This window comes from Marinomonas sargassi, assembly GCF_025716875.1.
GTDB classification, from domain to species: domain Bacteria; phylum Pseudomonadota; class Gammaproteobacteria; order Pseudomonadales; family Marinomonadaceae; genus Marinomonas; species Marinomonas sargassi.
Genome location: NZ_JAOVZB010000004.1, coordinates 84,156 through 106,960, shown reverse-complemented (window position 1 = coordinate 106,960; position 22,805 = coordinate 84,156). Strand labels below are relative to the sequence as shown.

20 protein-coding genes are annotated in these 22,805 nt (G+C 41.7%); 19 read left to right on the top strand and 1 reads right to left on the bottom strand.

Going from position 1 to position 22,805, the window contains the following annotated elements; translation table 11 throughout:
* The first annotated feature begins 1 nt into the window (after position 1).
* The 16 genes from OFY17_RS09385 (at position 2) to mutT (ending at position 20,433) form a co-directional block, all read left to right on the top strand.
* Entirely contained in the window at positions 2-1,759 is a 1,758-nt protein-coding gene (locus tag OFY17_RS09385) for a peptidoglycan D,D-transpeptidase FtsI family protein (protein WP_263530472.1), read from the top strand.
* Positions 1,760-3,229, top strand: coding sequence for a UDP-N-acetylmuramoyl-L-alanyl-D-glutamate--2,6-diaminopimelate ligase (locus tag OFY17_RS09380; protein WP_263530471.1), 1,470 nt, complete (start codon positions 1,760-1,762; stop codon positions 3,227-3,229). It begins immediately after the preceding gene.
* The gene (locus OFY17_RS09375) at positions 3,219-4,562 is read left to right on the top strand and encodes a UDP-N-acetylmuramoyl-tripeptide--D-alanyl-D-alanine ligase (RefSeq protein ID WP_263530470.1); all 1,344 of its coding nucleotides are present in this window, start codon (positions 3,219-3,221) and stop codon (positions 4,560-4,562) included. Before OFY17_RS09380 ends, OFY17_RS09375 begins: the two co-directional genes overlap by 11 nt.
* 18 nt (positions 4,563-4,580) lie before the next feature.
* On the top strand, positions 4,581-5,663 hold the full coding sequence (gene mraY / locus OFY17_RS09370) for a phospho-N-acetylmuramoyl-pentapeptide-transferase (RefSeq protein ID WP_263530469.1): 1,083 nt from the start codon (positions 4,581-4,583) through the stop codon (positions 5,661-5,663).
* 10 nt (positions 5,664-5,673) lie between these two features.
* The gene (gene murD / locus OFY17_RS09365; protein WP_263530468.1) at positions 5,674-7,023 is read left to right on the top strand and encodes a UDP-N-acetylmuramoyl-L-alanine--D-glutamate ligase; all 1,350 of its coding nucleotides are present in this window, start codon (positions 5,674-5,676) and stop codon (positions 7,021-7,023) included.
* On the top strand, positions 7,020-8,198 hold the full coding sequence (gene ftsW, locus OFY17_RS09360; protein WP_263530467.1) for a putative lipid II flippase FtsW: 1,179 nt from the start codon (positions 7,020-7,022) through the stop codon (positions 8,196-8,198). The genes murD and ftsW overlap by 4 nt, the downstream gene beginning before the upstream one ends.
* Complete coding sequence (gene murG / locus OFY17_RS09355; protein WP_263530466.1) at positions 8,198-9,271, top strand: undecaprenyldiphospho-muramoylpentapeptide beta-N-acetylglucosaminyltransferase; 1,074 nt, start codon at positions 8,198-8,200, stop codon at positions 9,269-9,271. Before ftsW ends, murG begins: the two co-directional genes overlap by 1 nt.
* Positions 9,268-10,689 carry a UDP-N-acetylmuramate--L-alanine ligase gene (gene murC, locus OFY17_RS09350; RefSeq protein ID WP_263530465.1) on the top strand — a complete coding sequence of 474 codons (1,422 nt, stop codon included), beginning with the start codon at positions 9,268-9,270 and terminating at the stop codon, positions 10,687-10,689. Before murG ends, murC begins: the two co-directional genes overlap by 4 nt.
* Position 10,690: 1 nt before the next feature.
* Complete coding sequence (locus OFY17_RS09345; RefSeq protein WP_263530464.1) at positions 10,691-11,644, top strand: D-alanine--D-alanine ligase; 954 nt, start codon at positions 10,691-10,693, stop codon at positions 11,642-11,644.
* Positions 11,645-11,647: 3 nt separating this feature from the next.
* Positions 11,648-12,319, top strand: coding sequence for a cell division protein FtsQ/DivIB (locus tag OFY17_RS09340; RefSeq protein WP_263530463.1), 672 nt, complete (start codon positions 11,648-11,650; stop codon positions 12,317-12,319).
* Between the two features lie 80 nt (positions 12,320-12,399).
* Positions 12,400-13,671, top strand: coding sequence for a cell division protein FtsA (ftsA, locus tag OFY17_RS09335; RefSeq protein WP_263530462.1), 1,272 nt, complete (start codon positions 12,400-12,402; stop codon positions 13,669-13,671).
* Positions 13,672-13,710: 39 nt separating this feature from the next.
* Positions 13,711-14,940: a cell division protein FtsZ gene (gene ftsZ, locus OFY17_RS09330; RefSeq protein WP_263530461.1), complete on the top strand. Its 1,230-nt coding sequence runs from the start codon at positions 13,711-13,713 to the stop codon at positions 14,938-14,940.
* Between the two features lie 105 nt (positions 14,941-15,045).
* Positions 15,046-15,963 (top strand): UDP-3-O-acyl-N-acetylglucosamine deacetylase, encoded by a 918-nt coding sequence (gene lpxC, locus OFY17_RS09325; RefSeq protein WP_263530460.1) that lies wholly within the window; start codon positions 15,046-15,048, stop codon positions 15,961-15,963.
* A 142-nt stretch (positions 15,964-16,105) separates the two neighbouring features.
* A complete protein-coding gene (gene secA, locus OFY17_RS09320) occupies positions 16,106-18,817 on the top strand; it encodes a preprotein translocase subunit SecA (RefSeq protein ID WP_263530459.1) in 2,712 nt (903 codons plus the stop codon).
* A 15-nt stretch (positions 18,818-18,832) separates the two neighbouring features.
* Complete coding sequence (gene argJ, locus OFY17_RS09315) at positions 18,833-20,053, top strand: bifunctional glutamate N-acetyltransferase/amino-acid acetyltransferase ArgJ (protein WP_263530458.1); 1,221 nt, start codon at positions 18,833-18,835, stop codon at positions 20,051-20,053.
* Positions 20,053-20,433 (top strand): 8-oxo-dGTP diphosphatase MutT, encoded by a 381-nt coding sequence (gene mutT / locus OFY17_RS09310; protein WP_263530457.1) that lies wholly within the window; start codon positions 20,053-20,055, stop codon positions 20,431-20,433. Before argJ ends, mutT begins: the two co-directional genes overlap by 1 nt.
* Positions 20,434-20,493: 60 nt before the next feature.
* Here the strand turns inward: mutT and OFY17_RS09305 are convergent, their stop codons facing one another.
* On the bottom strand, positions 20,494-21,294 hold the full coding sequence (locus tag OFY17_RS09305; protein ID WP_263530456.1) for a response regulator: 801 nt from the start codon (positions 21,292-21,294) through the stop codon (positions 20,494-20,496).
* A 121-nt stretch (positions 21,295-21,415) separates the two neighbouring features.
* Between OFY17_RS09305 and OFY17_RS09300 the strand changes: the two genes are divergently transcribed.
* The 3 genes from OFY17_RS09300 to OFY17_RS09290 are packed head-to-tail and all read left to right on the top strand — an operon-like array spanning position 21,416 to position 22,775.
* Positions 21,416-21,694, top strand: coding sequence for a peptidylprolyl isomerase (locus OFY17_RS09300; protein ID WP_263530455.1), 279 nt, complete (start codon positions 21,416-21,418; stop codon positions 21,692-21,694).
* Between the two features lie 27 nt (positions 21,695-21,721).
* Positions 21,722-22,153 carry a TIGR01244 family sulfur transferase gene (locus tag OFY17_RS09295; RefSeq protein ID WP_263530454.1) on the top strand — a complete coding sequence of 144 codons (432 nt, stop codon included), beginning with the start codon at positions 21,722-21,724 and terminating at the stop codon, positions 22,151-22,153.
* Positions 22,154-22,163: 10 nt separating this feature from the next.
* Positions 22,164-22,775, top strand: coding sequence for a helix-turn-helix domain-containing protein (locus tag OFY17_RS09290; protein WP_263530453.1), 612 nt, complete (start codon positions 22,164-22,166; stop codon positions 22,773-22,775).
* Positions 22,776-22,805 lie beyond the last annotated feature (30 nt).

Below are 22,805 nucleotides of genomic sequence, written 5' to 3'. Positions count from 1 at the left end.
CATGGAAAATAATCTTCACATCTCAGGAAAATGGCGCTTTAGGTTTATTTATGTCGTCGCTTTTGTGCTGTTCGCAGTGGCTGCTGGCCGTCTATTTTACCTGACTGTAGTCGAAAAGGACTTCTTGCAAAACCAAGGTGAGATTCGAGCGGTTAGAACCCAGTCAATTCCAGCTACACGAGGAATGATTCTAGATCGTCGTGGTGAGCCTTTGGCGGTGAGTACGCCAACATGGACCGTAGTGGCTAACCCAAAAGAACTTTGGAGTATTGAACGAGACCCGTCTATTAACAAAGGTCCTGAGCAAGAGATTAAACGCCTTGCTGAAGTGATGGGGGTCGGTCGCACTTGGTTGCAAGAGAAATTTGAAGCGAATAAGCACCGTTCTTTCATGTATTTAAGACGTCAGCTTCCTCCCCATGAGGCGGACGAAATAATGTCTGCAAAAATAGTAGGTGTTAGTAAAACGAAAGAGTATAAGCGCTTTTATCCAGCAGGTGAGGTTGCATCCCATGTGGTTGGCTTTACTAATATTGATGATAAAGGACAAGAAGGTATTGAGCTTGCGTATGATCAAGCTTTGCAAGGGGAGCCAGGTCGTCGTAGTTTTGTTAAAGATTTATCGGGCAACATCATCCGTGGTATTGGTGTCGATAAGACAGAGCATCCCGGTGAAAATATCGAATTGAGTGTAGATTTAAGGCTGCAGTACTTGGCCTATCGCGAGTTAAAGGCGGCTGTGACTGAGCATCGTGCTACATCTGCGTCAGCGGTTATTCTTGATGTAAAAACGGGTGAAATTTTGGCGATGGTTAATCAGCCTTCTTATAACCCAAATGACAGATCGAAACTGGAATATGAAGAACTGCGTAATCGTGCCGTGATTGATTTGTTTGAGCCGGGTTCGACAATGAAGCCATTTACTGTTTCGGCAGCGCTTATGTCGGGGCAATATTCCACTGAGACACAGATTAATACGGCACCAGGTTATATGCGCTTTGGGCGTTTTACCATTCGTGATTCGCGTAATCACGGTGTCATGGACTTTGAAAAGTTACTGATTAAGTCCAGTAACGTTGGTGCCTCTAAAATTGCTCTTTCACTACCCCAAGATGCTATTTGGAATATGGACTATGAACTGGGTATCGGCTCACCTGTAGGTATTGGTTTTCCTGGTGAGGCTTCTGGGGTTTTGCCGTCACATCCTAAGTGGCACCCATCTGAAATTGCGACCTTATCTTATGGTTATGGTTTGTCTGTATCAACATTACAACTTGCACAAGCTTATATGACCTTGGCCAATGGTGGCTACAGAGTACCTGTTACTATCTTTAAGCAAGATATTCCTTCAGATGGAAAGCAAGTCATCCCGCGTACGGTTGCAAAAGATGTTGTGAAAATGATGGAGGCAGTGGTACAGAAAGGATCTGGTCGAGCTGCTCAAATACCGGGTTATCGTGTTGCGGGTAAGACGGGTACTGTGCATAAAGTAGGCTCTAAAGGTTACGAGTACGATCAATACATTGCTCTTTTTGCAGGTATGGCTCCGGCATCTAACCCCAGATTGGCTATGGTGGTTATGGTGAATGATCCGAAAGGTCGTGAATACTATGGTGGTGAAGTCGCTGCTCCTGTGTTCTCTCGTGTAATGGAGGGGGCGTTAACCACATTAAATATCTACCCAGATTTGCCTGAAGGGCTTAGAGAGGTTCGTTTAGAAACGAAAAAACAACCTATTCAAGTGGTTCAAGGTGGCTAAATGGCTGAACTAACACACGTTGAGCTTTTGGAACTTGCGAGCTACTCCCCTGAGGAGAGCTCGCTTTCTGCTTTATATACCCATATAGAAACGGATAGTCGAAAGGCTGATGAAAATAGCATCTTTTTTGCCTTGCCAGGCGTTGCGACTAATGGCTGGGATTATCTCGATCAAGTCGCTTTATCTGGTTGTAAAACCGCGGTTGTTCCAAAAGAATTAAACTTGCAGCACGATGCGCTGGAGTTGGTAGGTGTCGACCATCCGACAGAATTAATGATTCAGTGTGCCCAGCTCTTCTATGGCGACATGCCAAAACAAATGGTTGCGGTGACAGGAACAAATGGTAAATCGTCAATTTGTTACTATTTGGCCCAGCTTGCTCAAGCAATAGGCTTGAAAGGCGGCTTAGTTGGTACCTTTGGCATTGGTCCACTTAATGCCTTATCTGAAGCGGAACAAACTACTCCAGATCTTTTGTCTCTTCATCGTACTTTAAGGGGAATGGCTGCAACAGGTATTGAGCTTGTTGCCTTTGAAGCCTCTTCCCATGCTTTGGATCAGGGGCGAATGGAAGGGGTGCCTTTTCAAACGGCCGTATTCTCTAATTTGTCCCGAGATCATCTCGATTACCATGGCGATATGGCATCCTACGCTTTAGCTAAAAGTCGCTTGTTTTCATTTCCAGGTGTTCAGCATTCCATTATTTGTGCTGATGACGCTTATGCTGATTTTATGGCTAAAGCTGCATCGCAGAACCATTGTCATTATTACAGTGAACAGAATTCAGGTGCAGACTTTTTCGTCAAAAATCTTCAACAGCACGCAAACGGTTTTCAATTTGTTCTTTGTTGTCCTGACGGAGAATATAGTGTGTCTTTACCTCTTTTAGGGCACTTTAATGTACAAAATGCTTTGGCAGCTCTGGCGGCTCTTTGGAATCAAACAGAAGATAAAGCACATTTAATTAAAGGGTTATCTTGCTTAAAAGGGGCTCCCGGTCGAATGGATAAGGTTGAAGTGCCTAATGCCCCTTTGGTTGTTGTCGATTTTGCTCATACATCTGATGCTTTGCAGGTTGCTTTGCAAGCATTGAAAGAGCATGTGAATGGTCGGCTGATTTGTGTTTTTGGCTGTGGTGGCGATCGTGATAGGGGGAAGCGTCCCCTGATGATGGATGCAGCTTTGAAGAATGCCGATTTTGTGTGGCTGACTTCTGACAATCCGCGAACAGAATCTGTTGAGCAAATTTTGTCTGATTGTCTAGCGGCGGTTGGAGAGGGGCAAGGTCACTTCAGTGTCGAAGGAAGCCGTAAAGAAGCCATACAAAAAGCTATTTTGGCTGCGAGCAGCGATGATGTGATTTTATTGGCAGGAAAAGGCCATGAAACTTATCAGGATATTGATGGTGTTAAACATCACTTTGACGATAAAGAAGAAGCTATGAAGGCGCTAAAAAACTATGTTGCTTAATCTTACTTTGGCGGATATCGCTTCGGCTTGTAATGGTCAGCTAGTAGGCACTGATAAGCCTGTGTCTAGTGTCGTGACAGATACACGAAAAATAGTAGAAGATTGCTTGTTTGTTGCTTTAAAAGGTGAACGCTTTGATGGGCACGATTATGTATTGCAAGCTGTTGAAGAGGGAGCTGCATCGGTTGTCTCTGAAAAAGGCTTGGCTTTGAGTTCTTACATAAAAGTTGAAGATACAAAAGTCGCTTACGGTTGTATTGCTCGTCTAATACGAGATGCTTTTCAATACCCTGTCATTTGCATCACAGGCAGCAATGGAAAAACAACAGTAAAAGATTGGTTGTCACAATCTTTTACTGACAAAAATGTTCTTAAGACACAGGCTAATTTAAATAATCAAATTGGTGTACCTCAAACCTTGCTGGGTCTAGAGAAGTATCATGAATTGGCAGTAGTGGAAACGGGAACCAGTGTACCCGGTGAAATTGCTCGTTTAGCCTCGATAGCTCACCCAGACGTTGTCGTATTAACTAACGCTAGCGGTAGCCACTTCGAAGGTTTTGGAGATCTTGCTGGAATCGCGCAAGAAAAAGGTAATCTTATTTCTGGGGCAGCTACCACAGCGACTGTCATACTGAATGCAGATGATGGCTTTTATTCATATTGGTGTGAATTGGCTGGCGATAGAAAAGTAGTGTCTTTTGGTTTTAATGACAATGCAGACCTTTATGCATACGACTTGCAATTAGGTGCAAATGAGAGTCAGGCGACATTCCGTTATCAAGACGAGATAATACCAGTAACTGTTGCTGGTGCGGGCAAGCATATGATTGCTAATGGCATGTCGGTTGCTTTGGCTATGATGGCCGTTGGGGTTAGTTTTACCGACGCGGTTGCTCAATTAGCTATTCCTGTATTAGTTTCAGGAAGATTAGAGCGCTTAGAGTCAAAAAATGGAGCCCTATTAATCAATGATTGCTACAATGCTAGCCCAAAATCCGTTGAAGCTGCAATTGACGTTCTCGCTATGCAGGATGTGGAAGAAACTTGGTTGATTTTAGGGGCTCTAGGGGAATTAGGGGCACTTCAGGATGAGGTTCATCGTGGTCTCGGTATTTATGCCAAAAGCAAAGATATCTCTCATTTAATTTGCGTCGGTCCTGTAGCAAGTATTGCAGGTGCAGCTTATGACAATGAGGGTGGTAAAGCATTGCTCTGTAACACACATGAAGAAGCGGCAGAGTTGGTTGCTTCGCTTGGAAAAGAGCATGCCATTTTAGTTAAAGGTTCACGATCCGCCAAAATGGAAAACGTGATATCAGCATTGAAATAATTGGGATAATTTTTAGAAATGTTACTTCTTTTAGCGGTTTATTTAAGTAAATACCATACGTTTTTTGCAGTATTTAATTATCTGTCATTAAGGGCTATTTTGGCTGTGTTGACGGCGTTGGTTATTTCCTTATTGATTGGCAATAAAGTGATTGTCTTATTACAGCGCCTACAAATTGGCCAAGCCGTTCGAGATGATGGGCCGCAAACACATCTGTCTAAAGCAGGTACCCCAACTATGGGGGGCGCGCTTATCATTTTCTCCATATCAGTGAGTACACTTTTGTGGGGAGATTTGAGTAATAAATATGTATGGGTTGTGATGCTCGTCATGCTGGCGTTTGGTGCCATCGGTTGGGTGGATGATTACCGTAAAGTTGTTGAAAAAAATCCCCGTGGTTTACCAAGTCGTTGGAAATATTTTTGGCAGAGTGTATTCGGCTTAATTACCGCTATTTACTTGTATTCAACAGCCAGCACTCCGATTGAGACTTCTTTAATTGTGCCGCTTTTCAAAGATGTTGCTATCCCACTTGGGATATTATTTGTCGTTTTAACCTATTTCGTTATTGTTGGTACCAGTAATGCTGTGAATCTGACAGATGGTTTAGATGGTTTGGCTATTTTGCCTACAGTACTAGTCGGTGGCGCGCTGGGTGTTTTTGCTTATCTGACTGGTAATATTGTGTTCTCCGAATATTTATTTATACCTTATGTGCAAGGTTCAGGTGAATTGCTAGTTTTTTGTGCAGCGCTTGCTGGTGCAGGTTTGGGCTTTTTATGGTTCAACACTTACCCTGCGCAGATTTTTATGGGCGATGTAGGGTCATTGGCTTTAGGTGCGGCGTTGGGTGCGATAGCAGTGATTATTCGTCAAGAGTTGGTTTTGTTTATTATGGGTGGGGTTTTTGTAATGGAAACCGTGTCGGTAATTCTACAAGTGGCATCCTACAAGCTAACAAAGCGCAGAATTTTTAGGATGGCACCAATACATCATCACTTTGAGTTGAAAGGCTGGGCTGAGCCGAAAGTCATTGTGCGTTTTTGGATTATTACTGTTTGCCTTGTGTTAGTAGGCTTTGCCACCTTAAAAGTACGTTAGGAGTTATTGCATGTCGTTGATCGGGTCAGATCGGGTTAGAGCCGTTGTGGGCTTGGGGGCGACTGGTTTATCTTGTGTGCGCTTCTTGGCGGACAAAGGCATAGAGTTTTATGTTGTTGATTCTCGTGATAACCCACCAGGATTAGAGCAAGCTAAAGAGTATTGTTCAGAAGATAAAATATTCACAGGTAGTTTAGATGTTTTAGAAACATTAAATGTCACTGAGTTGTATGTGAGTCCTGGCATTTCTCTGAAAACCCCAGTATTACGCCGTTTAGCAGAGCATGGTGTGGCCATGAGAGGGGATGTGGATCTGTTCTGTGATTATGCAGATAAACCTTTTGTTGCTATCACAGGCTCTAATGCGAAAAGTACGGTAACTACATTAGTCGAGGCTTTAATCAACGCCTCAGGTAAAAAAGCCATTGCTGGTGGCAATCTCGGACTGCCAGCCTTAGATCTTTTAGAGCAGCAAGCGGATTTTTATATTCTTGAAGTCTCAAGCTTCCAATTAGAAACGACTCACGCCATGAAAGCGGATGTTGCTTGTCTTTTAAACGTCTCAGAAGATCATATGGACAGATACGATGATTTTTATGAGTACCAGCGAGTTAAACAAAAAATTTACCGTGGCTGTAAAGCGGCTGTTTGTAATAAGCAAGACATCCTAACGGCACCTTTGTTAGCTGAGTCGACACCAGTTCGAGCCTTCACCACAAAAAGTCCAGATTTGAAAGAATTTGGTATGTTGCCAGACGGTGACGGTGCTTGGTTATGTAAAGGCGTTGAACGACTTTACCATACCTCACAAATTAAGCTAAAAGGCTCTCATAATTACGCCAATGTTTTGGCTGCATTAGCAATCTTGGAAATGTTAAAACTGGAAATTGTGTCTCCGGATATTGCCTCTGTTCTGTCTGAATTTGGAGGGTTGGAGCATAGGTGTCAAACAGTTAGAACACTTGATAATGTTACTTTCATTAACGATTCAAAAGGAACAAATGTTGGGGCGACCATTGCTGCTCTAAATGGTTTGGGATCTTTGACAAAGAAAAATATTCTATTGATTGCTGGTGGTGACGGTAAAGGCGCGGACTTTAAAGACCTTATTAAACCTGCAGCTCAGTTTGTTAAGACAGTCTATTTATTCGGTCAGGATAAGAAAAAGATCGGGAGTGTTCTATCCACCTCTGTTGAGGTTAAATGTTTTGATAATTTAGAACAAATTATTGACCTGATCGGTTTGGATAGTGAGCAGGGGGATATTGTGCTTTTTTCGCCTGCATGCGCCAGCTTCGATATGTATCAGAGCTTTGAAAGGCGTGGTGAGCATTTTATGCAGTTGGTTAAAGCGTTATGACATGGCTGAAGCTTCTTGATCCTGTTACTGCCCGTGAGTTTTCTCGCGTCGATTCTCTATTTATCGCTTCAATAGTCGCTATTCTTGCCCTTGGTATTGTTATGGTATCAAGTGCTTCTATTTCCATCTCTGAAAGTATCTATGGTCATCCATTTTTCTTCATGGGGCGTCAAATTCTATATCTGATCCTAGGGATGATTTCTGGCTGGGTGTTGTTGTCTATACCAACACAACAGTTGCAGCGGTGGGGGATTCTCCTAATGGGGCTGTCGCTGATCCTGCTGGTTTTGGTTCTTGTTCCCGGAATTGGTAAAAGTGTGAATGGTAGCCGCCGTTGGATTAATCTTGTCGTGTTTAACCTTCAGGCATCTGAAGTCGCTAAAGTATGTATGGTTGTGTATGTTTCTGGCTACCTAGTTCGAAGGGCGGATCGGGTTCGTGAAGGTTGGGCTGGGTTCTTACTGCCTCTTTGCTTATGCAGTATATTTTTATTGTTTTTGTTACTCGAACCAGATTTTGGTGCCTCGGTTGTGCTGCTTGGTACTGTAATGGCATTGCTGTTTTTAGGTGGTGCTCCCTTGTATCAATTTTTACTTTTGCTAGGGGGAGCTATTGCTATGTTAGGGGTCGTTGCTGTTTCAGAAAGTTATCGAATGAAACGTCTGATGAACTTTATTGATCCTTGGGCAGACCCTTTTAATCAAGGTTACCAACTTAGTCAGGCGCTAATAGCGTATGGCCGAGGTGAATGGTTTGGACTTGGTTTAGGTAACAGTGTTCAAAAACTTTCTTATTTGCCAGAAGCTCACACAGATTTTGTGTTTTCTATTTGGGTTGAAGAAACCGGTATGTTGGGCGGATTATTTCTAATTGCTCTATTTGCTGTGCTGATTAGTAGAGTGTTTAAAATAGGCCATAAAGCGATGGCCATGTCTCGTCCTTTTGCTGCTTATATGTGTTTTGGTTTTGCAATTCTAATATTGGCTCAAGTTATTATTAACATTGGTGTAAACACTGGCTTTTTACCAACTAAAGGACTGACACTGCCTTTAATTAGTTATGGTGGTAGTAGTTTGATTATTACCTTGAGTAGTTTGTTTGTCATTGCTCGAGTAGACATCGAAAATCGACGTGCTGACAATAGTGAAGAGCCAACAGAAGAGGCCAATTCCTAATGAAAAATGTGAGTAAAGTTGTTGTGATGGCTGGGGGCACAGGTGGTCATATATACCCAGCCCTGGCGTGTGCTCAATCTTTTCGTGATAAAGGGCTTGATGTCTCTTGGCTAGGATCGAAAGGTGGAATGGAAGAGTCCCTTGTCCCTGAATATGATATCCCATTGCATTCTTTATCTATAAAAGGGGTGCGAGGTAAAGGTATTGTGGGACTTCTGGCTGCTCCTTTTCGAGTACTTCACGCTATTGGGCAAGCTGTTGCGGTATTACAAAAGGTCAAGCCAGATGTCATCTTAGGCATGGGTGGCTTTGTTGCTGGGCCTGGTGGTGTAGCAGCCAAGATTTTGGGCATTCCTCTAGTAATACATGAGCAGAATGCAATAGCTGGAACGACAAATAAAATTTTAGCAAAAATCGCTAATGCTAGACTTCAAGCCTTTGATGGTGCTTTACCTAAGGGTTTAACTGTTGGAAACCCTGTTCGGGCATCTATATTGCAGCAATTAAAAAGAGAGCCAAGAGAAGGTGCGGCTCGCCCCCTTCGTTTATTGGTGGTTGGCGGTAGTTTAGGGGCGAAAGCAATTAATGATGTTGTGCCCGAGGTGTTGTCAAATTGGCCTTTATCCCAGCGTTTAGACGTTTGGCATCAGACAGGTAAACGGAATTTTGATGAAGTGTCTGAACTCTATAAAGCGGCCAGTGTTGAAGCTAGGGTAGATGCTTATATTGATAATATGGATCAGGCTTATTATTGGGCAGATATAGTTTTGTGCCGCGCAGGCGCTATGACAGTAAGTGAGTTGGCTATTGCTGGCTTGCCTTCTATTCTCGTTCCTTACCCTTACGCGATTGATGACCACCAAACTGAAAATGCGCGTTATTTAGAAAAAATGGGTGGCGCATTGTTATTGCCTCAAGGGCTACTTACCACTGAAAAAGTTATATCGTTGCTTTCTCAATGTATTGAGAATGACGATTCATTATTAAAAATGGGAGAGCAAGCGAAGAAAGCGGCTCACCCTAATGCAACACAAGATGTTGTCGCACACTGTTTAAGGTTAATAAAATCATGATTGATAATAAAGCTCAGTACGATATTCCGACCATGCGTCGTATTCAAAATATTCATTTTATTGGTATTGGTGGTGTGGGTATGTGTGGTATCGCTGAGGTATTACACAATCAGGGCTATCAAGTTTCAGGTTCGGATCTTAAGTCTTCTGCTGTGACTAAGCGTTTAGAAGGGATGGGTATTAAGGTTTATTTTGGGCATGAAGAAGAGAATGTCTATGATGCCCACGTTATTGTTGTATCAACGGCGATAAATGAGACAAACCCAGAAATAATATGGGGGAAAGAGCATCGTATTCCTATTGTTCGCCGCGCTGAGATGTTGGCGGAGTTAATGCGTTATCGTCATGGTATTGCTGTTGCGGGTACACATGGTAAGACGACAACAACTAGCTTAATGGCATCTGTTCTTGCAGCAACAGGTGATGCACCTACTTTTGTTATTGGTGGACGTCTGACAAGCGCTGGGGCTAATGCGCAGCTAGGTAGTAGCTCTTATTTAGTGGCTGAGGCGGATGAAAGTGACGCTTCTTTCCTTCATCTACAACCTCAATCTGTCATTGTCACCAACATAGATGAGGATCATATGGATACCTATGATGGTGATTTTGAAAAGGTAAAGCATACCTTTATTGAGTTTATACATAATTTGCCTTTCTACGGTCTTGCGGTTTTATGTGTTGATGATGAAAATGTGCGAGAAATATTGCCTTCTTTGAGTCGCCCTGTTTTGACTTATGGTATTGAACAGGAAGCCGATTTCTACGCTACTGATATTATTCAAACTGGACGTCATTGTGAGTTTTTAGCCCACCGCCCTGAAGGTGAGCCAATTAAAATTCGTCTACCAATGCCTGGGCTTCACAACGTGCTTAATGCACTTTCAACTATCGCAGTGGCGACTGATTTAGGGGTTGATGTTAATGCTATTCAGGCTGGTTTGATGGGCTTTGAGGGAGTCGGTCGACGCTTTCAAGAGCAAAAACCATTAGAGCTTCCAGATGGCGCTAAAGTCATGTTTATTGATGATTATGGACATCACCCGAGTGAGGTTTTGGCAACCATTAAAGCAATTCGTGCGGGTTGGCCAGATAAACGACTGGTTATGGTGTATCAGCCTCATAGATATACGAGAACCCGAGATTTGTATGAAGACTTTGTAAGGGTTTTATCTCAAGTTGATGTGCTTTTATTGCTCGATGTTTATGCCGCAGGGGAAAACCCAGTCAATGGCGCAGATAGTCGGTCTTTGTGTGGCAGTATTCGTCAACGAGGTAATATTGACCCAATTCATGTGGGTAGCGAAGCGGATTTGAAATCAATCCTGAAAAACGTTCTGCGTGAAGGCGACTTGTTTATTTCCCAAGGTGCAGGTGATATAGGGAACGTGTCTAAAAACTTATCAATAAGCGGGATTTAATATGCAGAAAACATTAAAAGAATCCATTATTGCTGTGATCTACGGTGGCCGTTCGGCTGAACGAGAGGTTTCCTTACAAAGTGGTCCTTTGGTTATTGAAGGGCTAAAGGAGAAAGGCTATCAGGTAATAGGAATAGACCTTTATGGCTGCGATGGCTCACTGGATCCAGTGACTCAGTTGCAATCCGCTGAGTTCGATTTTGCTTTTATAGCCTTGCATGGCGGTGAAGGGGAGGATGGACGAATTCAGGCTCTTCTAGAGTTGCTGAATAAACCTTACACGGGTAGCTCTCCACTGGCTTGTGGTTTGGCAATGGATAAAATACTTAGTAAGCGCTACTGGCATGGTATTGGTATTCCCACTCCAGCTTACTTGTCATTTGTTAAAGATGCCGATGCGAACCTTATTGAAAGCTCTATGTCTTATCCTGTCATTGTTAAACCTTCACGTGAAGGCTCCACAATAGGGATTAATAAAGCGGCGAATCGCACTGAATTAGATAACGCTTTATTGAAAGCACTTGAGTACGACTCGGATATCTTGGTAGAGGCCTTTATTGATGGTCCTGAATTTACAATAGCCATTATAGATGACGAGGCTTATCCCGTTATCGGTCTGAAAGCCTCAGCAGAGCATGAGCTTTATGATTATGAGGCCAAGTATATTGCAAACGATACAGAGTACCTGCTGCCGTCTGGTTTGAGCGATGACGATGAAATCTTGGTTAAGCAATTGGCGCTAGATGCTTATCGCTCTTTGGGTTGTTCTGGTTGGGGGCGAGTAGACGTAATGCGTGATGTTGAAGGCAAGTTTTGGGTTTTAGAAGTCAATACCGCACCTGGTATGACCTCTCATAGTTTGGTTCCTATGGCGGCTAACCATTTAGGGGTAAATTATGCTTCTTTGGTAGAAAAAATTGCGCTGGAAGCTTGGTGCCAAAAAGGGGTTAAGTAATCGATGAGAATTGCGGCGTTATTAGGGGCTATTTTATTAATAGCGGTCGCTTCATTGCAAAATAGTGATATCGACTCTTGGTTTGCTATCAATGAAATTGAAATTAAGGGTGACCTCTTAAATGTAACGGAAGCTGAGCTGCAAGGAGATTTTTCGAGTTTGCTTGATAGAAGCTTATTAGATTTATCGTTACAAGATTCGTTAGGTATTATTTTGGCTTCCGAATGGGTTGAAAGTGCAGAAGTTCGTAAAGTTTGGCCAAATAAATTGCAGGTACTTGTTAGAGAATATTCCCCTCTTGCATACTGGCGTGAAGGGCAATTAGTGTCCACAACGGCGGTTGTATTTTCCCCTAAAATGGCTGTCGATTTGCCGCTTCCTCATTTGCATGGACCAGAAGGGGCGAGTGATATAGTGCTAGAACAGTTCGGTTTAATAAGTCAGGTATTGGCCTCGACTTCATTAAGGGTCTCTAGTCTTATTTTGGAGGCACGAGGTGCTTGGACTGTGACCTTTTCAAATGGTATTCCTGTTAAGCTGGGTAGAGAGCAAGTTTTAGACAGATTACAGCGTTTTATCGCTGTATATAATACCGACTTATCAGGTAGAATAGAGCAGGTTTTTTCCGTTGATGCACGTTACCCGCATGGTGTTGCCGTAGCTTGGAAAGAATAATTTAAGTGTTGGCCTACTATTTGCTATTTGATTATATAAATGTGAGTCGATTACACAGTATTTAATGCCCGGAAGGTAAAATGATAGTCGGTTTAGACGTAGGTACATCGAAAGTTGTCTGTTTGGTTGGTGAAGTCTCAGCAGATGGTAGCTTGGAAATTGTTGGTATTGGATCTCATAGCTCTAAAGGTATGAAGCGTGGGGTTGTTATCAATATTGATTCAACAATAAAGTCTATTCAGAGGGCTGTAGAAGAAGCCGAACTTATGGCTGGCTGTAACATACATTCTGTTTATGTAAGTGTTGCAGGAAGCCATATTCGTAGTTTGAACTCTCATGGTATTGTCGCTATTAAAGACAGTGAAGTTCAAAAAGAAGATATCGAACGTGTAATTGATGCAGCGCAAGCTGTTCCTATCTCCTCAGATCAGCGTGTGCTGCATATTTTACCTCAAGAATACAATATAGACTCCCAAGAAGGTATTAAAGATCCACTGGGTATGTCTGGCGTTCGTCTTGAGGCGAATGTGCATATGATTTCTGGTGCACTTAACGCAGTTATGAATGTCGAAAAGTGTATTAAACAGTGTGGTCTAGGTGTGGATGGGGTTATTTTATCTCAGCTTGCATCGAGTGAGTCTTCATTAAGTGAAGATGAGAAAGATTTAGGTGTTTGTTTAGTTGATATTGGTGCGGGTACATCTGATATAGCGGTTTGGATTGATGGTGCGCTTTATCATACGGCAGTGGTTCCTGTCGCAGGTGACCAAGTAACCAATGATATATCTATGGCATTGCGTACACCCATTAAACATGCCGAAGAATTAAAAGTTAAATATGCTTGTGCAATGGCATCTATGGCGTCAGCTGATCAGGTGTTAAATGTTCCAAGTGTGGGTGATAGACAGCCAAGATCTATTACGCGTCATGCTTTAACTGAAGTTGTTGAAGCTAGGTATGAAGAAATATTTAATTTGATATTAGATGAGCTAAGGCGTAGTGGCTATGCTGAAAGAATACCTGCAGGCATAGTTATTACTGGCGGTACCTCTTTAATGGAGGGGGCTACTGAACTTGCTGAAAAGATTTTTCAGATGCCTGTTAGGTTATCTGTGCCAGATTGTACTAAAGGTATGTCAGATATTGTCGATAACCCATTATATTCAACGAGTGTTGGTTTATTGGCTTACGGCAGTAAAGATGCAGAGGTGGTAGAAACCTCAAAAAAAACGAACTCTAAAATGTCCAATAAACGAGATACGTCAGTGTTGACATCTGGTGAAATCAAGCCTTCTTTCAGTGTAGCGAAAGTGTGGCAACAACTTAAATATTGGTTTCAGAGTTATATTTAGTCAAGATTGATAAAGAATTTACTAAGGAGCGATAAGCCCATGAATGTCTTTGATTTAGCCGAAGATAATTTAGCTGATAATGCGGTTATAAAAGTAATTGGAGTTGGTGGCGGTGGCGGTAATGCTGTTCGCCACATGCTTGAGAATCACATGGAAGGTGTTGAGTTTATTTGTGCAAATACGGACTCGAAGGCTCTGGTTGGTTTTGATACGGGAATCTCCTTACAGCTAGGTTCTGCAATTACTAAAGGTCTTGGTGCCGGTGCTAACCCTGAGGTTGGTAGGGACTCCGCTCTTGAAGATCAAGAGAAAATCACTAACCTGCTTTCAGGTGCTGATATGGTCTTTATTACTGCTGGTATGGGCGGCGGTACTGGTACTGGAGCTGCACCTGTTATTGCTAAAGTTGCTCGTGAATTAGGTATCCTTACAGTTGCTGTTGTGACCAAGCCATTCTCCTTTGAAGGTCGCCGCCGTGCAAGAGTGGCAGATGAAGGTATTAAAGAATTGCGTGAAAATGTCGATTCATTAATTACCGTGCCTAATGAGCGCTTATTGCCTGTATTGGGTAAGAATATTTCTCTATTAAAAGCGTTTGGTGAAGCGAATAATGTTTTATTCAATGCTGTGCAGGGTATTACAGACTTAATCATTCGCCCTGGGTTGATTAATGTTGACTTTGCAGATGTAAGAACTGTTATGTCTGAAATGGGTATGGCAATGATGGGTACTGGTTATGCTACTGGTGAAGATCGTGCTAAAACGGCCGCTGAAGCTGCCATACATAACCCATTGTTAGAAGATATAAATCTTAAGGGTGCCCGTGGGGTGTTAGTAAATATCACAGCCAATGAAGAGGTTGGACTGTCCGAGTTTACTGAAGTTGGTGGCATCATTGAGGAATATGCATCGGAAGATGCAACGGTTGTAATTGGTTGTGCTATCGATCCAAGTGTTGGTGAAGATATGCGTGTGACAGTTGTTGTTACAGGGTTAGAAAGTCGTGGCTCTGTTGAGATGAAGTCTGCTGTAGGTGAATCGGTTGCATCTCAGTCTGTATCGAAAACAGCTGAACCAGTTAAACCTAGTGTTGATGCTTCTGTCGTTAAGGAAGTTAAAAAAGCTGAGCCGTTATCGGCAAAGCCTGAGGGTGAAGTGGTGGCAAACTTGGAAGTGAATGGTGAATCTAGTGATGCACCTGCTGCTTCAAGTGACGATAAATTGTCTTATTTAGATATACCTGCATTTTTACGTAGACAAGCAGATTAGATTCTGTAAGAAATATGTAAGATTGGTAGTCTTGATTGAATAATAAGCAAGTTATTGATACTATTTCATAAATTAATATATTAGTAATGAAACTGTAGGAATGTCATGGTACGCCAACACACACTAAAAAATATCATTCGAGCAACTGGGGTAGGTCTACACTCTGGCGAAAAAGTGTATTTGACACTTAAACCAGCACCAGTAAATACAGGTATCGTATTTGTTCGTACTGACTTGGAACCTGCTGTAGAGATTCCTGGAGATGCCCGACTAGTCGGCTCAACAAACTTTGCTACTGCTTTATGCCAAGGTGATGTGAAGGTTAGTACTGTAGAACATCTATTATCAGCAATGGCTGGTTTAGGCGTTGATAACGCATACGTTGAAGTTAGTGCTAGTGAAGTTCCTTTGATGGATGGTAGTGCTAGCCCGTTCGTTTTCTTACTCCAGTCTGCTGGTTTGGAAGCGCAGAATGCGCCGAAGAAATTTATTCGAGTGAAAAAGCCTATTCGTGTTGATGAAGGTGATAAATTTGCTTCGCTGGAGCCTCATTCTGGTTTCCGTCTTTCTTTCGCTATCGACTTTGATCATCCGGCTATTGGTGAAGACGTACAAAATACATCGTTTGATTTCTCGACAACAACCTTTGTTAAAGAAATTAGTCGTGCTAGAACCTTTGGTTTTATGAAAGATCTTGAATACTTTAAAAATAATGATCTTGCTCGTGGCGCTAACATGGAGAATGCAATTGTCCTTGACGATTATCGTGTTCTTAACGATGAAGGTCTTCGTTATAGGGATGAGTTGGTTCGCCATAAAGTGTTAGATGCGATTGGTGACTTATATCTATTGGGCCATAGCTTAATAGGTGAATATAAAGCTCATAAATCTGGACATGGTTTGAATAACAGATTAACTCTAGCATTGCTCGAACATCAAGATGCTTGGGAATATGTGGTCTTTGAAGACGAAGCTCAAACTAAGCCAGTTGTTTATGTGGATCCTGTATTAGCGGGCGCTTAATCTGAGCTTTATTTAATCTAGATTTAAAAAAACCAGACATTTTGTCTGGTTTTTTTATGCTTAAGACCTTGATATTTCATGCTTTGCCACACATTACCATGGTAGACTGCTTTTATTACTAATTAACTATGTTGAGTTCAAGATGTTAGGAACTGTGATCAAAAAAATTCTTGGGACTAAAAATGACCGAGAAGTAAAAAGATATAAAAAGACTGTAGCAAAGATTAATCAATATGAAGATGCTTTACTGAAATTATCTGATAGTGACCTATCGGGTAAAACAAGTGAATTTCGCGATAGGTTAGAAAAGGGTGAAACTTTATCAGCTATTTTACCTGAAGCTTTTGCGGTAGTCCGAGAAGGTAGCCGAAGAGTGATGGGTATGCGCCACTTTGATGTGCAGCTTATCGGTGGCATGGTATTGAATGAAGGCCGTATCGCAGAAATGCGTACAGGTGAAGGTAAAACATTAGTTGCAACTTTAGCTGTTTATCTTAATGCCTTAACATCAAAAGGTGTTCATGTTGTCACAGTAAATGACTACCTTGCGAAGCGTGATGCTAACTGGATGCGCCCACTTTATGAATTCTTAGATATGAGTGTCGGTGTGGTTTTCTCTGGTCAGGATAGAGAAGATAAAAAATCAGCCTACTTGTGTGACATCACGTACGGTACGAATAATGAGTTCGGCTTTGATTACCTACGTGACAATATGGTTTTTCGCTTAGAAGACCGAGTTCAGCGTGATTTGAACTTCTCTGTAGTGGATGAAGTTGACTCTATTCTTATTGATGAGGCTCGCACTCCATTAATTATTTCTGGCGCAGTTGAAGACAGCTCTGAGCAATATAGAAAAATCAATATGCTTGCTCCTTTACTAGTTAAGCAAGAGTCAGAAGAGATTGAAGAAGGTAGTGATGAAGAAAGAGGGCACTACACTTATGATGAATCTCAACGCAGTATTGAGTTGACAGAAGAAGGGCATACATTCGTAGAAAATTGGTTAGTTGATAAAGAAATGCTGGAAGAAGGCGATAGCCTGTACTCTGCGAGTAACCTGACTCTACTACACCATGTACATGCTTGCTTGAAAGCCCATGTCATTTTTAAGAAAAACGTGGACTATGTCATCCAAGGTGATGAGATTGTTATTGTTGATGAGCATACTGGGCGTACTATGCCTGGACGTCGCTGGTCAGAAGGTATTCATCAAGCTGTAGAAGCTAAAGAGGGTGTTACTATTCAGGCTGAGAGCCAGACTTTGGCTTCAACTACTTTCCAAAACTACTTCCGCTTATACGAAAAATTGTCAGGAATGACAGGTACAGCAGATACTGAAGCATTTGAGTTTCAGCAAATTTACGGGTTATCTGTCATTGTTATCCCAACAAACAGGCAGATACAGCGTAAAGATTTTAATGACCTTATTTATATGTCAACAGAAGACAAATTTGAGGCCATTGTTGTTGATATAGAAGAGAACGTTAAAAAAGGTCGCCCTGTTTTAGTTGGTACAGCTTCTATCGATTATTCTGAGTTGCTTTCTAATTATCTACAAAAGAAAAAAATTCCGCATAACGTACTAAACGCTAAACAGCATGAAAGAGAAGCAGAAATTGTTGCTAAAGCGGGTAGTCCAGGTGCGGTAACTATTGCGACAAATATGGCTGGGCGTGGTACCGATATCGTCTTAGGTGGTAATTTACAAGTTGAGTTAGATCAGCTGGGTGATTCCGCAAGTCAACAAGAAATTGATGCGTTAAAGGCGGATTGGCAGTCTCGTAATGATGCTGTTTTGGCTGCAGGGGGCTTACATATAATTGGTACCGAGAGACACGAGTCTAGACGTATTGATAATCAGCTTCGTGGTCGTGCAGGTCGTCAGGGGGATGTGGGTTCATCTCGTTTTTATCTTTCACTAGAAGATAACCTAATGCGTATCTTCATGTCAGACCGAATCAAGAAAATGATGATGGCTCTTGGTATGGAGAAAGGCGAAGCTATTGAGCATAAAATGGTTTCCAACGCTATTGAAAAAGCTCAGCGAAAAGTTGAAGGCCGAAACTTTGATACTCGTAAGCAATTGCTTGAGTACGATGATGTGGCTAATGACCAGCGTCAAGTTATTTATAGCCAACGCTTCGATATGATGACATCTGACGATCTGTCTTCTGCTATTGCAGCAATGCGAGAGGAAGTTGTTTCAGGTGTTATTGATGAATTTATTCCACCTCAAAGTATTTTTGATATGTGGGATATTGAAGGGCTAGAAGAAAAACTACGTAACGAATTTAGTTTGTCTTTACCTATCTCGCAATGGCTGAAAGATGATAAGCAGCTATATGAAGAGCCTCTTCGCCAGCGTATTCTAGATGGTTTTATTGAAAATCATGCCAATAAAGAAAATGTGGCAGGTGAAAAGAACTTTAGAGCATTTGAGAAGCAGGTGCTATTGCAGGTTCTTGATACTCTCTGGAAAGAACACCTTCAAACCATGGATATGCTAAGACAAGGTATTCACTTACGTGGTTATGCACAGAAAAATCCTAAACAGGAATATAAGCGTGAAGCGTTTGAGTTGTTCCAAGGTTTATTGGAACAAGTTAAATTTGAGGTAATTCAAATCATCACTCGTGTTGCTGTTCAGTCTGCCGAAGAAGCTGAAAAGATTGAAGAAGCTCGTCGCCAACAGGAAGAGAAAATGAAGCTTGATATGCAGCATGGTGACGCAGGGTCACAAGCTTCTGCATCAGAGTCAGGCTCTCAAGAAGAGTTTCCTAAAGTAGGAAGAAATGAGCCTTGCCCTTGTGGATCTGGTAAAAAATATAAGCAATGCCACGGCAAACTGGTTTAATTGGAGAAAGCGTAAATGGCTGTAGGGTTAAATGATTTCCCTTCTATTCCTGAAGTTCGTGGAATTAGAATGGGAGTCGCAGAAGCTGGGATAAAAAAAGCAAATAATAAAGATCTTGTTGTTTTTGAATTAAGTGAAGGTTCTTCTGTAGCTGGGGTTTTCACTCAAAATGCTTTTTGTGCGGCACCAGTTAAAGTATGTCAGAAACATTTGGCATCTAGTTCGGCTCGATACTTAATTATTAACACCGGTAATGCCAATGCTGGAACTGGCAAGTCTGGTTTAGATAATGCTTTTAAAACATGTCAGGCTCTTTCTGAGGTTGTTGGCATTCCTTCTGAGTCGATCTTACCATTTTCCACCGGTGTGATTGGTGAGCCTTTACCAGTAGAAAAAATTGTTAATGCCATACCGTCAGCTATTGCGAATCTTTCTAAAGAAGATTGGCTCTCAGCGGGTTTAGGGATAATGACAACAGATACTTTACCGAAAGGCTCGTTTAAGACCTTTGAGTTTGAGGGTAAGGTTTATACTGTTACTGGTATCTCTAAAGGTGCTGGAATGATTCGACCTAACATGGCAACCATGCTGGGTTATGTGTTTAGTGATATAGCAATAGAAGAGTCCCTGTTGCAAAGTATTTTGAGTCAGGCAACGAATAAGAGTTTTAATAGAATAACGGTTGATAGTGATACGTCGACTAATGATTCATGTATTGCTGTTGCTACAGGTAAAGCTGGAAATTCAGTAGTTGAGGATAGGAACTCACCATTGGCCCAAGCTTTTATTAATGCTTTTACGGAAGTGATGCAAGAGCTGGCTCATGCCATAGTCAGAGATGGTGAAGGCGCTACTAAGTTTGTGACTGTTGAAGTGGCTGGTGCAGCTAGTGAGTCTGATGCCACAAAAACTGCGTTTGAAATTGCCCATTCTCCACTGGTTAAAACAGCATTATATGCTTCAGACCCAAACTGGGGAAGAATTCTTGCAGTAGTGGGTCGAGCAGGCGTTGAAGGTTTAGATGTAGACACAGTCCAGTTGCATATTAATGGCTTTGAAATCGCACGTGATGGTGGTCGCTCTCCAGATTACCTTGAAGAACATGGTCAGCAGGCTATGGAGCCTGAAGAAATTCATATCGTTGTTGATTTAGGTATGGGCGAATCATCGGATACTGTATGGACAACGGACTTCTCGCAAGAGTATGTCACTATCAATGCTGAGTATAGAACCTAATGTTAATCAAAGTTGCAGCAGGTATTATTCTTAGGGGGGATAAGGTCTTTATTTCCTTGAGAAAGGCTAGTCAAGACCAAGGTGGGTTGTGGGAGTTCCCCGGGGGGAAGTGTGACGACCATGAAACTGTTCTAGAAGCCCTTAAAAGAGAGTTACACGAAGAATGCGGTATTACCATAACTGACAGCCATTTCTTTAAACTCGTTTCTCATGATTACGGTTCTAAGACAGTGGAATTGCACTTTTATAAAGTAACTGCATTTGAGGGTGAGCCGCAGGGGAAGGAAGGTCAACAAGTGGCTTGGGTTAATATCAAAGACCTTGATAGTTACGAGTTTCCTGATGCGAACAAAGGAATTGTTAAAGACTTACTTAGCTAGTATGCAATTAAGTTTGACTTAAAAAGAGCTTCATATAGAAGCTCTTTTTTTGTTTATGGGTTATTCGTTAAGCATTTGGGCTAATAGCTTACGAACAACGCTCGGCTCGAAAGGCTTTCCGCAAATTGCATCTACGCCTTCTTGAGCGATATTTGACAGTTGGCTGTCACCAGCATTGGAGCTAACCATTAAAATAGGGATATGAGCTAAAGAGGCATCATTACGAATGGCGTTTGTTAGCTCTTTGCCGTCCATCTCAGGCATATTGTAATCGGTAACAAGAAGGTCGAATTCAGATTCGTATAGAATTTCAATAGCTTCTTTACCATTTTCAGCAAAATCAATTTCGACAATACCCATTGAGTTCAGTGTCTTACTTATATGCTTTCTCGCTAAAGGACTATCGTCGGTTACAAGAACTCTAAGAGTTTGAGGGTCGAACATTTCCAAATCAATTTCTTCTTCAACGATTAAGTCTAAAGTTGCTAGGATAGCGCGTTGTAAGTCTTTAGGATTGAATGGCTTAGGAAGGATTGCTAGAACACCCGATTGCCTAAGGTTTTCTAGGTGGTCTCTATTTCTTTCGCTAGAAATAAGCATGAAGCATTGATCTTCGGTATCTTCATTTGAACGAATTTTATTAATCAGATCATTTGCTGTGCCATCAGGTAGATACATAGAAGAAATGACAAGATCGGGCGGAAATGAAGAGAGTAGCTCTAATGTTTCTTCAATGTTATTGGCGTACTCTATTTGTTTAATACCTGCTTCTTTTAGCGCTTTGGTTATAATCTTTTTTTGCGTATCTGACGGCTCTACCAGTAAGAATGAAAGGTCGCTAATTGATGCATATGCGCTCATGAATGAAGTTGCCCTTTTTTATTAATGCTCAAAGAGCACTGATATGGTTTTTTATGTGAATCCCAATATAGTAAATGGGTTATCATGGTTTATCTAGTAGATTTAAGTATTAGGAGGAAAAATGGCAACGGCAAGCGCGTGTCATATATTAGTAAAGAAAAAATCTGAGGCAGAGTCTATCAAGGTAAAATTAGACAAAGGGGCAGATTTTTATAAACTTGCTAAGCAGTATTCAACATGCCCTTCTGGTAAGAAGGGTGGAGACCTCGGGGAGTTTCGTAAGGGAGATATGGTAGCTGCGTTTGATAAGGCAGTATTTAATGGTCCGCTACTAAAAGTACAAGGGCCGATAAAAACCCAATTTGGTTTTCATTTGATTAAGGTTCTATACCGTTCCTGAGCACTCCACATTTAATGAGGAATTAATATGTCTAATGTTGTTGTCCAGCTTGATAATAACTATTTTGTTACAGCTCAAATCATGGCCTCTGATATGGCTGAATTTAAAGCGCAGGGCTTTGAACAGATTATAAATAATCGTCCAGAGGGTGAATCTGAAGGTCAACCGTCTGAAGAAAGTATTCGATTAGCGGCTGAAGCATTAGGAATGCAGTATGTAAACAATCCTATTGTGTTATCCCAGTTGTCTCAGCAGCAAATTGATACGCAAGAAGAAGCTCTGTTAGTAGATAAAAAAACACTAGCTTTTTGCCGAACAGGAACACGATCCTCTGTTTTATGGGTGTTATCAGAGACAGGAAAAGGCGGAGATTACAGCCAGTTGGTTACTGAAGTGTCCGGTAAAGGTTTTGACCTTGAGCGTTGCGCACCAGCAATGGCTCCTTTCGTTAAAGGTTAATTGTAGGGTTATGGTTAGTCGTCCGTCATTAGAAACTGCTACAGCATCAGAGCCTGATCGTTTTGTAGAGCCACTTGAATTGGGTAAGCGGGTTAAATCGATTCGCCTTACTAGAGGTTGGACTCTTGAAGAAGTCAGTAAGAAAACAGGGATAGCTAGGTCTACTTTGTCAAAGATAGAGAATGACCAGGTTTCTCCTAGTTTTACAATTGTTCAGAAGCTAATAAAAGGTTTGGAAATGGAATTGCCTCAGCTGTTTGTTGAGGCAAGTGAGTCTTCTATTGCAGGAAGAAGAGATATTACCCGCAAAGGTAAAGGGGAGTCCCACCCCACTTCGACCTATGAGCATGAGCTTTTAAATTACTCCATTAGCCGAAAGAAAATGGTGCCTTTTAAAACTAGAGTTCGTGCACGGTCTTTTGAAGAGTTTAAGGAGTGGGTACGCCATGACGGAGAGGAGTTCTTATTAGTTCTTAAAGGTAAAATTAATTTTTTCTCTGAACTCTATGAACCAATTGAATTAAAAGAAGGCGACAGCGTGTATTATGATGCCACTATGGGCCATGCCGTTGTGTCTTTGTCTATAGAAGATGCGGAAATACTTTGGGTAGTTGCCCGTTAAATTACTTTAAACAATAAATGTCATAAAAAG

Coding starts and splice junctions, on each gene's coding strand:
- mraY (WP_263530469.1), top strand. CDS start 4,581: ATGTTACTTCTTTTAGCGGTTTATTTAAGTAAATACCATACGTTTTTT.
- OFY17_RS09345 (WP_263530464.1), top strand. CDS start 10,691: ATGCAGAAAACATTAAAAGAATCCATTATTGCTGTGATCTACGGTGGC.
- mutT (WP_263530457.1), top strand. CDS start 20,053: ATGTTAATCAAAGTTGCAGCAGGTATTATTCTTAGGGGGGATAAGGTC.
- lpxC (WP_263530460.1), top strand. CDS start 15,046: ATGGTACGCCAACACACACTAAAAAATATCATTCGAGCAACTGGGGTA.
- argJ (WP_263530458.1), top strand. CDS start 18,833: ATGGCTGTAGGGTTAAATGATTTCCCTTCTATTCCTGAAGTTCGTGGA.
- ftsW (WP_263530467.1), top strand. CDS start 7,020: ATGACATGGCTGAAGCTTCTTGATCCTGTTACTGCCCGTGAGTTTTCT.
- OFY17_RS09340 (WP_263530463.1), top strand. CDS start 11,648: ATGAGAATTGCGGCGTTATTAGGGGCTATTTTATTAATAGCGGTCGCT.
- OFY17_RS09375 (WP_263530470.1), top strand. CDS start 3,219: ATGTTGCTTAATCTTACTTTGGCGGATATCGCTTCGGCTTGTAATGGT.
- OFY17_RS09300 (WP_263530455.1), top strand. CDS start 21,416: ATGGCAACGGCAAGCGCGTGTCATATATTAGTAAAGAAAAAATCTGAG.
- murD (WP_263530468.1), top strand. CDS start 5,674: ATGTCGTTGATCGGGTCAGATCGGGTTAGAGCCGTTGTGGGCTTGGGG.
- OFY17_RS09305 (WP_263530456.1), bottom strand. CDS start 21,294: ATGAGCGCATATGCATCAATTAGCGACCTTTCATTCTTACTGGTAGAG.
- OFY17_RS09380 (WP_263530471.1), top strand. CDS start 1,760: ATGGCTGAACTAACACACGTTGAGCTTTTGGAACTTGCGAGCTACTCC.
- OFY17_RS09290 (WP_263530453.1), top strand. CDS start 22,164: ATGGTTAGTCGTCCGTCATTAGAAACTGCTACAGCATCAGAGCCTGAT.
- OFY17_RS09385 (WP_263530472.1), top strand. CDS start 2: ATGGAAAATAATCTTCACATCTCAGGAAAATGGCGCTTTAGGTTTATT.
- ftsZ (WP_263530461.1), top strand. CDS start 13,711: ATGAATGTCTTTGATTTAGCCGAAGATAATTTAGCTGATAATGCGGTT.
- murC (WP_263530465.1), top strand. CDS start 9,268: ATGATTGATAATAAAGCTCAGTACGATATTCCGACCATGCGTCGTATT.
- secA (WP_263530459.1), top strand. CDS start 16,106: ATGTTAGGAACTGTGATCAAAAAAATTCTTGGGACTAAAAATGACCGA.
- ftsA (WP_263530462.1), top strand. CDS start 12,400: ATGATAGTCGGTTTAGACGTAGGTACATCGAAAGTTGTCTGTTTGGTT.
- OFY17_RS09295 (WP_263530454.1), top strand. CDS start 21,722: ATGTCTAATGTTGTTGTCCAGCTTGATAATAACTATTTTGTTACAGCT.
- murG (WP_263530466.1), top strand. CDS start 8,198: ATGAAAAATGTGAGTAAAGTTGTTGTGATGGCTGGGGGCACAGGTGGT.